Here is a 13455-nt window from a genome sequence, read left to right as displayed (position 1 = left end):
TATCTTCGGCTAGAAGGATCAGCACATCCCGCCCCTTCCGCCGCGTGCAGATAAAAAAACGGCCCCATCAAGGGGCCGTTCTCATATCGACTGGGATCGGCTCGACTTATTCGACCGTGGCTTCCACGTCGGTGAAGTACTCAATCTTGGCAGACTTGCGCAGCTCGTCGATGAGAGACTTGTAGCTCACCTGAGCCTTGCCCTGACCCAGCTGGCCTTGCAGCAGCTTGGCCATGCCGGACGGCTCCTTGGCGACGGTCACCTTGTCCAGGGCCACCACCACGCGGTCGCCATTGGCTTCGGTCACCAGCTCGACGCTCGGCTTGCCATCGACCGGATGAGGCATGCGGAAGGCCTGTGCCACCAGGTTCTGATCCAGATCCTGGGCGAAACGGGCGACGCCATCGTGGCTCTCCACCTTCAGACCCAGTGCCGTCAACTCGGGCTGGATGTTCTCGCCGGCCTTGAGCTTGTCCAGCAGACCCTGCGCCTTGCCACGGGCCACTTCACTGGCCTTGTCGTGCTTGATGGCGGCGATCACCTGCTCTTTCACCTCCGCCAGCGGCTTGGCCGCTTTCGGCTGGTGACCGGTGATGTGCATCACCAGCGCCTTGCCGTCAGCCAGCTCGATCACGTCGGAGTTGGTGTTGTCATCGCGCAGCTGCTCGGAGAAGGCCGCAGAGAGCGCCTTGGGATCGTTGAGCGGTGCCGGTGCATCAGCCTGGCTGAAGTAACCGGTGGACTGCACCTTGAGGCCCATGGTCTCGGCGGTCAAGTCCAGCGAGTCCGGGTTCTCGAAGCTGCTGTCGGCCATCTTCTGCTGCTCGGCAAAGAACAGCTCCTTGGCCTTGTCGCTCTGCAGACGGCTGATGGTCTCTGCCTTCACATCGGCAAACGGCTTGGTCTGGGCCGGTTCAACCCCCAGCAGCTTGATGACGTGGAAGCCAAACGGGCTCTTGACGACGGCGGAGAGATCGCCGGCCTTGGCCAGGGCAAAGGCCGCCTTCTCGAAGGCCGGATCCATCACCCCTTTCTCGAACCAATCCAGCTCGCCGCCTTTTTTGGCGGAGAAGGTATCGGAAGAGTCAGCCTTGGCCAGGGCGGCGAAGTCGTCACCCGCCTTGGCTTTCGCCAGTACGGCTTCTGCCTTCTGCTCGGCGGCTTTCTCGTCCTTGCCAAACGGGATCAGGATGTGAGCCACGTGGCGACGCTCGGCACGCTGGAACAGATCCTGGTGCTGATCGTAGTAGTCCTGGGCATCCTGCTCGCTCACCTTGACGTCTTTGCCAAGGGTGGCGGCGTCCAGCAGCAGATAGTCGACCTTGACCTGCTCGTCGTTCATGAAGCGGTTGCTGTTGGCCTTGTAGTACTGCTCTACCTCTTCATCGGAGACTTTCACGTCCCCCAGATAGGCGGAAGCGGCCAGACGCACCAGACGCAGATCGCGAGTCTGGTTGTAGAGCTTGTCCAGTTGCTCGGCTTCACCCTTGAGCGCAAATTCGGTGCCCAGCAGGGCGCCCATCAGTTGCTGACGCACCATGTCCTGGCGCAGGGAGTCACGGAACATCTCGGGGGTCATGCCGGCACGGCGGATCAGCTGCAGGTAGCGATCATTGTTGAACTTGCCCTCTTCGGCAAACTCGGGCATGGCTACGATGGCCTGCTTGATCTGCTCATCGCTGACCCGCAGACCCAGTTCACGGGCCTTGCTGTCAAACAGGGCCTGATCGATCAGACGGTCCAGTACGCCGCGACGGAACTGTTTCATGTAATCGGGATTGGCGGCCAGCTGATTGAAGGACTCCCCCATTTGGGACTCCATGCGGGCGCGCTCGTTGCGGTAGGCATTTTCCAGTGCCGCGGCAGTGATATCCGTGCCGTTGACGGTGGCGGGGGCGGTACGGGCCGGACCGTTCAGATAGCTACCTACACCGGCCAAGGCAAAGGAGAGGATGATCAGGCCCAAGATAACCTTGGCCACCTTGCCCTGCGCCCCTTCGCGTAGTTTATCCAACATCATGTTTGTACTTATGCTCCCGAACTCGATGGGCGTAAATAATGAAAAGGCGCACCGATTGCGATGCGCCTTGGTCAATCAGTATGAGGGAGAGCCCTCTCACTTGTCTGGTCTGTGACCAAGGACGGTAGCCGATGTAGAATCAGCGCCCGGCTTAGTTGACCGCGTCTTTCAGGGCCTTACCGGCTTTGAAGGCAGGAACTTTACCAGCGGCGATTTCGATGGTCGCGCCAGTTTGCGGGTTACGGCCAGAACGGGCAGCACGTTCGCGCACGGCGAAAGTACCGAAACCAACCAGAGCAACCTGGTCACCCTCTTTCAGAGCTTCACCGACGGCGTCAATGAAAGCATCCAGCGCACGGCCAGCAGCGGCTTTGGAGATATCAGCACCGTCTGCAATCTTGTCAATCAGTTGAGATTTATTCACTCTTATATTCCCCTTTTATCGAACATCGCTGCGGCGCCGATTTCCCTGGCCACAACAAGTGGAGGTTTTATAGCAAGCCTCCTGATCAGTTGCAAGTGACAATCTGGCGCAAACCCGCGCCACATCACGCCTTGCGACTCATCATGAGTTCCCGATCGGTGGTCAAGGCTACTTCCGTTATCCGGAGCATGCAAGCCTTAACCACCGCCCGAATGCGCCAAATTTGCGGCGCATCAACATTTATACGACAGAAACGCGCTCAAACCCTTGTGGATTGTCCTGCAACGCCAGTTCCAGTACCTCGTCAATCCAGCGAACCGGATGAATTTCAAGGTCTTGTTTGACGTTGTCCGGGATCTCCTCGAGGTCCCGCTCGTTCTCTTTCGGGATCAGCACACGCTTGATGCCACCACGATGAGCCGCCAGCAGCTTCTCTTTGAGACCGCCGATGGGCAGCACTTCGCCGCGCAAGGTGATTTCCCCCGTCATGGCCACATCAGCACGAACCGGATTACCGGTCAAGCTGGAGACCAGGGCGGTACACATGGCGATACCGGCGCTAGGACCGTCTTTGGGGGTGGCCCCTTCCGGTACGTGCACGTGGATGTCGCGCTTCTCGTAGAAGTCGGCATTGATGCGCAGCTTCTCGGCACGGGCCCGCACCACCGTCATGGCGGCCTGGATGGACTCCTGCATCACGTCACCGAGGGAACCTGTGTAGGTGAGCTTGCCCTTGCCCGGCATGTTGGTGGTCTCGATGGTGAGCAGATCGCCCCCCACTTCGGTCCACGCCAGACCACAGACCTGCCCCACCTGGTTCTGGTCGGTCGCCTTGCCGTAGTCAAAGCGCTGTACCCCGAGAAACTCCTTGAGGTTGGCCTGATTGACCTGAACATGCTTGATGCTCTTGTCCAGCAGGATGCGCTTGACCGCTTTGCGACAAATCTTGGAGATCTCGCGCTCCAGGCTACGCACCCCCGCCTCGCGGGTGTAGTAGCGGATCACCCCGACCAGGGCGGAATCCTCGATGGTGATCTCGGACTCTTTCAGGCCGTTGCGCTGGATCTGCTTGGAGACCAGGTGCTGCTTGGCGATGTTGAGCTTCTCGTCTTCGGTGTAACCGGACAGACGTATCACTTCCATCCGGTCCAGCAGCGGACCCGGGATGTTCATGGAGTTGGAGGTGGCCACGAACATCACGTCCGACAGGTCATAATCTACTTCCAGGTAGTGATCGTTGAAGCTGTTGTTCTGCTCGGGATCCAGCACTTCCAGCAGGGCGGAGGCGGGATCGCCGCGCATGTCCGAACTCATCTTGTCGATCTCGTCGAGCAGGAACAGCGGGTTCTTCACGCCGACTTTTGCCATCTTCTGGATGAGCTTGCCGGGCATGGAACCGATGTAGGTACGACGATGACCGCGGATCTCCGCCTCGTCACGCACGCCGCCGAGCGCCATGCGCACATATTTGCGACCGGTGGCCTTGGCGATGGACTGACCGAGCGAGGTCTTGCCCACACCGGGAGGCCCAACCAGACAGAGGATGGGGCCCTTGAGCTTGTTGACCCGCGCCTGCACCGCCAGATACTCGAGGATGCGATCCTTGACCTTCTCCAGGCCATAGTGATCGGCATCCAGCACCTCTTGCGCCTTACCCAGGTCTTTCTTGACCTTGGAACGCGCCTTCCACGGCACCTGCACCATCCAGTCGACGTAGCTGCGCACCACGGTGGCTTCCGCCGACATGGGGGACATCATCTTCAGCTTGGCAAGCTCGGCCTGCGCCTTCTCACGGGCATCTTCCGGCATGCCGGCCTCTTCAATCTTGCGATTGAGGGCCTCGAACTCATCCGGACTGTCTTCCAGCTCACCCAGCTCTTTCTGGATGGCCTTCATCTGCTCGTTGAGGTAGTACTCCCGCTGGCTCTTCTCCATCTGCTTCTTGACCCGGGAGCGGATGCGCTTCTCGACCTGCAGCAGGTCGATCTCCGACTCCATCATGGCCATCAGAAACTCGATGCGCTCGGACACGGAGGCGATTTCCAGCACCTTCTGCTTATCTTCGAGCTTGAGCGGCATGTGGGCAGCCATGGTGTCGGCCAGGCGCGCCGCATCGTCGATCGCCGAAATCGAGGTGAGCACCTCGGGCGGGATCTTCTTGTTGAGCTTGATGTAACCTTCAAACTGACCGATGGCAGAACGTACCAACACGTCCTGGTCCTTCTCGTCGATCGCCTTGGAGGCGATGTACTGCGCCTCGCCAACGAAGAAGTCCCGGTCGTCGATCATCCGCTCAAGACGGGCACGCTGGCCCCCTTCCACCAGCACCTTGACGGTGCCGTCGGGCAGCTTGAGCATCTGCAGAATATTGGCCACTGTCCCGACGGAGAAGATCTCCTCCACCGTCGGCTCATCGGTTGACGCATCCTTCTGGGCCACCAGCAGAACTTTCTTGTCCTGCTCCATGGCCGCTTCCAGACAGCGAATGGATTTTTCCCGCCCCACAAAGAGTGGAATGACCATGTGGGGATAAACCACCACGTCACGAAGAGGCAGGACGGGAATCTCGATGCGTTCTGAACGCTCTAGGTTCATATATGTCCTCTCGGCTTGTTATACCGTTGGCAAAGCGCTTGGCTGAGTATATGGGGGCGCTTAGATGAGATTCAATCGCCGAAACCGCAAAAAGCATGAAAGGGGCAAAAAGCCCCTTTCATTTGATTAAAAATCAGACATTTACTCTGATGCGGCGGCCTGGGTCTCGGGATTTTCGTAGATCATCAAGGGCGCGGAGTCCCCCTTGATCACGGTCTCGTCGATCACCACCTTGCTGACACCGTCCAGCGACGGCAGGTCATACATGGTATCCAGCAGCACGGCTTCCACGATGGAACGTAGACCGCGAGCGCCGGTTTTGCGCTCCATCGCCTTGCGGGCGATGGCGTTCAAGGCGTCGTCACGGAACTCCAGCTCCACCCCTTCCAGATCGAACAGCGCGGCATACTGCTTGGTCAGCGCGTTCTTCGGCTCTTTCAGGATCTGAATGAGGGCAGCCTCGTCCAGCTCGGTCAGGGTCGCGACCACCGGCAGACGACCGATGAACTCGGGGATCAGACCGTATTTGATCAAATCTTCCGGCTCCACCTTGGCAAAGCTCTCGCTCAGGGTCGCCTTGGCGCTCTTGGACTTGACCTCGGCACCAAAGCCGATGCCGGTGCCCTTGACGGAGCGCTGCTCGATCACCTTGTCCAGACCGGCGAAGGCGCCACCGCAGATGAACAGGATCTTGGAGGTATCGACCTGCAAGAACTCCTGCTGCGGGTGCTTGCGACCACCTTGCGGCGGCACGGAAGCGATGGTCCCTTCGATCAGCTTGAGCAGGGCCTGCTGCACCCCTTCCCCGGACACGTCGCGGGTGATAGAGGGGTTGTCCGACTTGCGGGAGATCTTGTCGATCTCGTCGATGTAGACGATGCCGCGCTGGGCCTTCTCCACGTCGTAGTCGCACTTTTGCAGCAGCTTCTGGATGATGTTCTCCACGTCCTCACCCACGTAACCGGCTTCGGTCAATGTGGTGGCGTCGGCCATGGTGAACGGCACGTCCAGCAGACGGGCCAGGGTTTCGGCCAGCAGGGTCTTGCCGCTGCCGGTCGGACCGATCAGCAGGATGTTGGATTTGCCCAGCTCCACACCACCGGACTCACTGCCGCTGCGCAGCCGCTTGTAGTGGTTGTAGACGGCCACCGCCAGCACCTTCTTGGCGTACTCCTGCCCGATCACATAGTCATCCAGATGAGCGCGGATTTCATGAGGGGTCGGCAGCTCGCTACCATCGCGCTTGGGCGAGATCTCGCGGATCTCCTCGCGGATGATGTCATTGCACAACTCGACGCACTCATCACATATGTAGACGGAAGGGCCAGCGATCAGCTTGCGCACTTCATGCTGGCTTTTGCCGCAAAAAGAGCAGTAGAGCAGCTTATCACCCTCACCCTTGCGTTTTTCTGTCATTCAGCAACCTCGTTTTATCAATAGAGGATGGATTGTCCTGTTGAGTTTACAACAGTCCGGAACACCCTGCCCATGCCTGATCTGCCGATTGAGGGCATCACCAAATCAGATGATGTCCTCAATGATGGTACGGGCTAGCTCGTGGCTCAGCCGCGGCGGCTCAGGACACCATCAACCAGACCATAGGCCACGGCCTGCTCGGCGGACATGAAGTTGTCACGGTCGGTGTCACGCTCGATGGTGGCCATGTCCTGTCCGGTATGGAAGGCAAGACGCTCGTTCAGGGTATTCTTGATCTTCAGGATCTCCTGGGCGTGGATCTGGATATCAGATGCCTGGCCCTGGAAACCGCCCAGCGGCTGGTGGATCATCACGCGGGCATTGGGCAGGCAGAAACGCTTGCCCTTGGCACCACCGGCCAGCAGGAAGGCGCCCATGGAACAGGCCTGCCCCATGCACACAGTGCTGACGTCCGGCTTGATGAACTGCATGGTGTCATAAATGGACATACCGGCCGTGACGGCCCCACCCGGAGAGTTGATGTAGATGCTGATGTCCTGATCCGGATTTTCGGACTCCAGGAACAACAGCTGAGCCACCACCAGATTCGCCATGTGATCTTCGACCTGACCGGTCAGGAAGATCACCCGCTCCTTCAGCAGACGAGAATAGATGTCGTAGGAACGCTCCCCTTTCGCGGTTTGCTCTACCACCATCGGGATGAGCGCATTGCGTGGGGATTCAGTCACATCGTTATAGTTCTTGTACATAAGGCATTGTCCCTAAAATAAAATGGCCCGAGTGGAGATCACACGAGCCATTATACTTAACAGTCTTGACCTTAAGTCAAATGTTCTTAGGCAGCGGCACCGGACTTGTTGATCACTTCGTCAAATGCAACTTCTTTCTCGGTCACCTGGGCCTTGGAGAGGATCAGGTCGATGGCTTGATCTTCTACCGCCAGGTTGCGAACGCCGTTCAGCATCTGCTCGTTCTTCTGGTAGTACTCGATCACTTCCTTCGGATCTTCGTAGGCAGTGGCCATGGATTCGATAATGCTGTTGACGCGGGCGTCGTCAGCCTTGATCTCGTTGGTACGGATCACGTCGCCCAGCAGCAGACCTACGCGTACACGACGCTCGGCCTGGGCCTGGAACAGTTCGGCCGGCAGTTCAGGTGCGTTGCCGCCCTGGAAGCCGCCGAAACGCTGCAGCGCCTGCTGACGTAGGGCATCGATTTCCTGAGCAACGGCAGCCTTCGGCAGATCGATCTGGTTGGCTTCAACCAGGCCGTTCAGCACCTGCTCTTTCACACTGTTTTTCAGGGCTTGAGCCAGTTCGCGCTCCATGTTCTTGCGCACTTCGGCTTTCAGCTCTTCAACGCTGCCGCTCTCGATGCCGAAACGCTTGACGAACTCTTCGGTCAGCTCAGGCAGGATCTGCTCTTCCACCTTGTTCAGCTTGGAAGCGAACTTGGCAGCTTTGCCTTTCAGGTTTTCAGCGTGGTAGTCAGCCGGGAAGGTCACGTCGATGGTGAACTCGTCGCCTGCTTTCTTGCCCATGATGGCGTCTTCGAAGCCAGGGATCATGCGACCGGCACCCAGTACCAGGTTGAAGCCTTCGGCCTTGCCGCCGTCGAACTCTTCACCGTCGATGGAACCGACGAAGTCCATGGTCACACGCATGCCATCGGCAGCGGCGGCGTCCACTTCACTCCAGGTAGCGTGCTGCTTGCGCAGGGTGTCGATCATGTTGGCCAGATCTTCATCCTTCACGGTAGCAACCGGCTTCTCGACCTTGATGGTCTCGAGGCCAGCAACTTCGAACTCCGGATACACTTCGAAAGTGGCGGTGAATTCGAAATCCTGACCTTCTTTGATCTCTTTCGGATCCATGGTCGGGGCACCGGCCGGGCTCAGTTTGTTGTCGATGATGGCCTTGATGAAGTTGCTCTGCATCATTTCGTCAGCAACGCGAGCATGAGCCATGGCGCCGAACATTTTCTTGATGATGGCAACCGGAGCCTTGCCAGGACGGAAACCGTCGATGCGACGGGTTTTGGCCAGGCCGTTCAATTCTTTGCGCACGGCGGCGTCAACGGTAGCGGCCGGTACGGTGATGGTAAGACGGCGTTCCAGACCCTGGGTTGTCTCTACAGAAACTTGCATTCTTCTACCTCGTTCAACTCAGCACTGCGTGCTGACCCTTTATTGCCCCTGGGCAAAGCCCGGAGTCTTCCTGTTTATAAAGACAACGACTGTCTTTGTGATGAGAAAATATGACGCGACATTATAGCGGCGCACTTTGATCGAGTCGAGCCACACGTCCCCAAACCGGGCTGGCAATGGCACAATTCGCGCAAAACTGCCCCTTATATGGGGAAAACCGAGCCCGACTTCAAGGATGCAGACTGCAAGAATTTGCACTTGCTCACCTTTTTTCGTGCAAGAGCCTACTTTTTCATCTCATCAGCCGGCAGACCGGCCGCGGCGTGCAAGCTGCGACCCAAATTGTCCGCCCCGCCCCTTCAACCATTGCGTCCATGACCATCGCTCGTTATGGTGGCAGCCATCTTGATAAGTCTGGAGTCACCGACATGGCCTTTTTCCGCTTCTTGTTCAATCTGCTCTGGTTCGTACTGGGAGGCGTCTTCATGGGGCTGGCCTGGTGGCTGGCCGGACTGCTCTGTTTCATCTCCCTCATCGGCATCCCCTGGGGACGCGCCTGCTTCGTCATCGGCACCTTCACCTTCTTCCCGTTCGGCAAGCAGGCAGTCAACCGCAAGACCATGACGGGGATGAGCGACATGGGCACCGGTACCATGGGGCTGATTGGCAACATCATCTGGTTCGTGCTGATCGGGATCTGGCTGGCCATCGGCCACATCGCCTCGGCGCTGGCCTGCTTCGTCACCATCGTCGGCATCCCGTTCGGCATTCAGCACCTCAAGCTGGCGCTCATCAGCCTGGCCCCCATCGGCCAGATGATCGTCACCAATCAGGAAGCCGAATCCGGTCGCTATATTCGTTAAGGGCGATGCCGACAGCCGCAAAAAAGGGCAGACTAGGGTCTGCCTTTTTTCATTGCCATCTTTGAGGTACCCCATGCTGCCCAGCCACTTCTTCGCCAATCTAGCCCGTATGAAGCTCATCTACCGCTGGCCGCTGATGCGCAACATCCAACCCGAGAACATCGCCGAGCACAGCCTGCAGGTGGCCATGGTGGCCCACGCCCTCGGCCTCATCAAAAACCGGCTCTTTGGCGGCAGTGTGGATGCCGATCGCGCCGCCGTGATGGCCCTTTATCACGACAGCAGCGAGGTGCTGACCGGCGATCTGCCCACCCCGGTCAAGTACTTCAATCCCGAGATTGCCCGCGAATACAAGAAGATTGAGCTGGCGGCCGAGCAGCGCCTGCTTGGCATGTTGCCTCCGGAGCTGGTCGAAGATTTTCGCCCGCTGCTGGACTCGGGTGCCCAGGACGGCGAGCTGGCCAGGTTGGTGAAGGATGCCGACACCCTCTGCGCCTATACCAAGTGCCTGGAGGAGATCAACGCCGGCAACCGGGAGTTCGAGCCTGCGCGCAAGCGCCTCGAGCAGATGCTGGCCGCCCGGATGAGCGACGAGATGCGCTACTTCATCGACATCTTCGTGGCGAGCTTCTCCCTGCCGCTGGATGAACTCAACGCCCACTGAGCCAGCCAGATACCCCCAAAACAGAAGGACCCGCCGGTTTGCACCGGCGGGTCCTTCGTTTTTCTCAGCAGACAAGATGCCGCGTATCAGTGCCCCAGCTCGCGGGACGGCACCAGCCCGCTCGCCCGCCAGGCGGGGTAAAGGGTCGCCACCAGGCTCATCAGGATGGCTGCGCCGGTCACGATGAGCAAGTCCTGCATGTGCAGCTCGGTCGGCAGAAAGTCGATGAAGTAGATGTCCGGATTGAGGAAACGGTGGCCGATCACCCCTTCGATGGCGCTCAGGATCTGGGTCAGCTTGCTGGAGAGCAGGCCACCGAGCAGGGCGCCAAGCAGGGCGCCCGCCACCCCGTTCACCATCCCCTGAATGACGAAGGTGAGCCGGATCTGGCCCGGGCTCGCCCCCATGGTCTTCAAGATGGCGATCTCGCTGCGCTTCTCGTTCACCGCCATCACCAGGGTGGAGACGATGTTGAAACAGGCCACCGCCACCACCATCAGCATCACCACGTACATCACGGTGCGCACCATCTGGATGTCCTGATAGAGATAGCCCTGGCGGCTCATCCAGCTGCTGATGTAGACGTAGTGCGGAAACTTCTGGGCGGCCGCCACCGTAATGGACTGCGCCTTGAGCACGTCGTTCACCTTGAGACTGAAGCCCTCTACCGCGCTACCCATGCCGGTGATCGCCTGGGCATCGGCCAGATGCATGAAGCCGAGCACCCCATCGAGCTGGCCGCCGATCTCGAGCAGCCCCACCACCTTGAGGGTCTCCCGCTTCGGGTTCTTGATGCCGGTGGCATCGCCCCCCTGAGGCAGCAGCAGGGTGACCGTGTCCCCTATCTTGACCCCCAGCTTGTCGGCGATGGTCTTGCCGAGGATGAGACCGTGCTCGCCGGCTTGCAGTTCGCGCAGGCCACGCCCCGTCATGTAGTTGCCTGCATCGGAGAGATTGGCCTCGAGCTCTGGCAGCACGGCGCGCACCTGCAGCCCCTTGAGGGCGCTGCCGTGCTCCAGCAGGCCGTCGAGCCGGATCACCGGGGCGGCAGCCTCCACCCCGGGCTGGGCCAGCAGGTAATCCCGCAGTTTGGGCCAGTTGGGGAGCGGCGCCTCCATCCCCATCAGCTCGCCGTGGGGCACCACGGAGAGCACCCGGTTTTTGAGCTCCCGCTCAAAGCCGTTCATGGCGGAAAGCCCCAGGATCAGCGCCATCACCCCGAGGGCGATGCCGATGAGGGAGGAGGCGGAGATAAAGGCGATGAAGCCGTTGCGACGGCGGGAGCGGCTGTAACGCAGGCCCAGAAACAGGGGCAGCGGTTTGAACATCAGGCGACCTCCGCCATCACGCCGCTCACCAGGGTCACCCGGCGATGGAGCTTGGCCGCCAGGCTCAAGTCGTGGGTCACCACCACGAACGCGGTGCCGAGCTCACGGTTGAGTTCGCAGAGCAGCTCATAGACGGCGGTGGCGCTGGCGTGATCCAGGTTGCCGGTGGGCTCGTCCGCCAGCACCAGGCTGGGTTCGTTGACCAGGGCGCGGGCGATGGCCACCCGCTGGCGCTCACCACCGGAGAGCTCGGACGGTCTGTGGTTGAGACGATGGGAGAGCCCTACCCGCCCCAGCATCTTGCTCGCCTTCTCGGTGGCGCTGGCCACCGACTCGCCGGCGATCAGCAGCGGCATGGCAGCATTTTCCAGCGCACTGAATTCGGAGAGCAGGTGGTGGAACTGGTAGACAAACCCCAGCTCCTGGTTGCGAAACTTCGCCTGGGTGCGGCTGTCCCAGCGGTGGATATCCTGCCCCTTGAACAGCACGGCGCCGCTGGAAGGGTTGTCGAGCGCCCCCATCAGGTGCAGCAGGGTGGTCTTGCCGGAGCCCGAGCTACCCACCACCGCCAGCATTTCGCCGGGCGCCACGCTAAGATCGATACCCTTGAGTACCTGGGTCTCCAGATCGCCCTCTTTGTAGACATGGTTGAGGGCCTGACAGCGCAACAGCGGCTCGCAGGAGACGGATTGATTCATAAAGGGGGCTCCACTTGCACCAGTAACAACAGAAGATGAATTATTCATAGCGCAGCGCCTCCGCCGGTTTGACCCGGGCCGCGCGGGCCGCCGGGTAGAGGGTGGCGCTGAAGCTGAGCAGCACGGCGCCCAGCAAAATGGTCACGACCTGGGCGGGTTCGACGATGACCGGCAGGCCCGAGCCGCCGGCTGTCATGTAGAGGTTGAGCCCCACCGCATTGAGCAGGGGGTTGAGCCCCATGGAGAGTGCCAGCCCCGCCAGCCCCCCGAACAGGGCGCCGATGACGCCGCTGGAGGCCCCCAGCACCATGAAGATCTTGACGATGCCAGACTCGCTCATGCCCATGGTTCGCAGGATGGCCACCTCCCCTTCCTTGTCGGTCACCACCATCACCAGGGCGGAGAGGATGTTGAAGGTGGCGACCGCGATGATCAGCACCAGCATCAACCCCATCATCCGCTTCTCCATGGCCACCGCCTGGAACAGCTCGCCGCGCTCGCGGCGCCAGTCCTGCCACTCCAGCCCGTCAGGCAGCGCCGTCTTCACCACCTCGTCGGCGGCGAAGGGATCATCCAGCCAGAGGCGGATGCCGCCTACCTTGTCCGCAGGCAGACGCAGCAGACGCTGGGCATCCCCCAGCGCAATCAGGGCGACCTGGCTGTCCACGTCGGCGCCGACCCCGAAGATGCCGGAGACGGTGAAGAGGCGCTGGGCCGGCACCCGGCCAAACGGGGTGAAACGGGTGCCTTCGGTCAGGATCAGACGGACCTGGTCGCCCATGGAGACCTTGAGACGATTGGCCACCCCCTGCCCCAGCACTATGTGGTATTCGCCGGCTTGCAGGCTGTCCAGACGCCCCATCTGCATCTGGGCGTGCAGGATGTCATCCTTGGGCCACTGGGCGGGATCGATCCCCTGCACGCTCACACCAGTGAGCTGACCGGGGCTTTGCAACATGCCTTCGCTGTCGAGCATGGGGGCATGGGCGATCACGTGGGGCAACCTGGCCAAGTCCGGCAGCCCCTGCGGCGCGGCGTCGATGCGCCCCGCCGGGCTGGTCACCACCACATGGGGGATCACCCCGAGGATGCGCCCCTTGAGCTGCCCTTCAAAACCGTTCATCACCGAGATGACCACCATCAGGGCCGCGACCCCGATGGCAATGCCGAAAGTGGAAAACAGGGAGATAAATGACACGAAGCGATTGCTGCGTCGCGAGCCTGCGTAACGCAGGCCGATGGCCAGCGACAGTGGCTGAAAAAGTCCAGTCTTCAAGGAT

General features: G+C 60.2%; 11 protein-coding genes. 2 read left to right on the top strand and 9 right to left on the bottom strand.

The genetic code is table 11. The features are described from left to right. Positions 1-106: 106 nt before the first annotated feature. From ppiD to tig, 6 genes are all read right to left on the bottom strand, one after another. Positions 107-2020: a peptidylprolyl isomerase gene (gene ppiD / locus CK627_RS13945; protein ID WP_017779660.1), complete on the bottom strand. Its 1914-nt coding sequence runs from the start codon at positions 2018-2020 to the stop codon at positions 107-109. A 151-nt stretch (positions 2021-2171) separates the two neighbouring features. Next, positions 2172-2444 (bottom strand): nucleoid-associated protein HU-beta, encoded by a 273-nt coding sequence (gene hupB, locus CK627_RS13940; RefSeq protein WP_005315375.1) that lies wholly within the window; start codon positions 2442-2444, stop codon positions 2172-2174. A 240-nt stretch (positions 2445-2684) separates the two neighbouring features. Continuing rightward, a complete protein-coding gene (lon, locus tag CK627_RS13935) occupies positions 2685-5039 on the bottom strand; it encodes an endopeptidase La (RefSeq protein ID WP_005301522.1) in 2355 nt (784 codons plus the stop codon). A gap of 141 nt (positions 5040-5180) precedes the next feature. Continuing rightward, the gene (clpX, locus tag CK627_RS13930; protein ID WP_005301524.1) at positions 5181-6455 is read right to left on the bottom strand and encodes an ATP-dependent protease ATP-binding subunit ClpX; all 1275 of its coding nucleotides are present in this window, start codon (positions 6453-6455) and stop codon (positions 5181-5183) included. 146 nt (positions 6456-6601) lie between these two features. After that, a complete protein-coding gene (gene clpP, locus CK627_RS13925; RefSeq protein ID WP_005301526.1) occupies positions 6602-7225 on the bottom strand; it encodes an ATP-dependent Clp endopeptidase proteolytic subunit ClpP in 624 nt (207 codons plus the stop codon). Positions 7226-7311: 86 nt separating this feature from the next. Further along, positions 7312-8622 (bottom strand): trigger factor, encoded by a 1311-nt coding sequence (gene tig, locus CK627_RS13920; RefSeq protein ID WP_005301527.1) that lies wholly within the window; start codon positions 8620-8622, stop codon positions 7312-7314. 428 nt (positions 8623-9050) lie between these two features. Between tig and CK627_RS13910 the strand changes: the two genes are divergently transcribed. After that, positions 9051-9485 carry a YccF domain-containing protein gene (locus tag CK627_RS13910; protein ID WP_017779658.1) on the top strand — a complete coding sequence of 145 codons (435 nt, stop codon included), beginning with the start codon at positions 9051-9053 and terminating at the stop codon, positions 9483-9485. A 73-nt stretch (positions 9486-9558) separates the two neighbouring features. Beyond that, positions 9559-10149, top strand: coding sequence for a 5'-deoxynucleotidase (gene yfbR / locus CK627_RS13905; protein WP_010633794.1), 591 nt, complete (start codon positions 9559-9561; stop codon positions 10147-10149). An 86-nt stretch (positions 10150-10235) separates the two neighbouring features. On the opposite strand, the gene lolE is transcribed toward yfbR, so the two are convergent. The 3 genes from lolE to CK627_RS13890 are packed head-to-tail and all read right to left on the bottom strand — an operon-like array spanning position 10236 to position 13451. Continuing rightward, a complete protein-coding gene (gene lolE / locus CK627_RS13900; protein ID WP_005301531.1) occupies positions 10236-11477 on the bottom strand; it encodes a lipoprotein-releasing ABC transporter permease subunit LolE in 1242 nt (413 codons plus the stop codon). Then, complete coding sequence (lolD, locus tag CK627_RS13895) at positions 11477-12175, bottom strand: lipoprotein-releasing ABC transporter ATP-binding protein LolD (protein WP_005301532.1); 699 nt, start codon at positions 12173-12175, stop codon at positions 11477-11479. The genes lolE and lolD overlap by 1 nt, the downstream gene beginning before the upstream one ends. Before the next feature lie 40 nt (positions 12176-12215). Next, positions 12216-13451 (bottom strand): lipoprotein-releasing ABC transporter permease subunit, encoded by a 1236-nt coding sequence (locus CK627_RS13890; RefSeq protein WP_005301533.1) that lies wholly within the window; start codon positions 13449-13451, stop codon positions 12216-12218. Positions 13452-13455: the final 4 nt, after the last annotated feature.

It is taken from the genome of Aeromonas dhakensis (assembly GCF_002285935.1).
Classification (GTDB): domain Bacteria; phylum Pseudomonadota; class Gammaproteobacteria; order Enterobacterales; family Aeromonadaceae; genus Aeromonas; species Aeromonas dhakensis.
The sequence above is the reverse complement of the archived record's forward strand: the minus strand, read 5'-3'. Positions and strand labels throughout refer to the sequence as shown.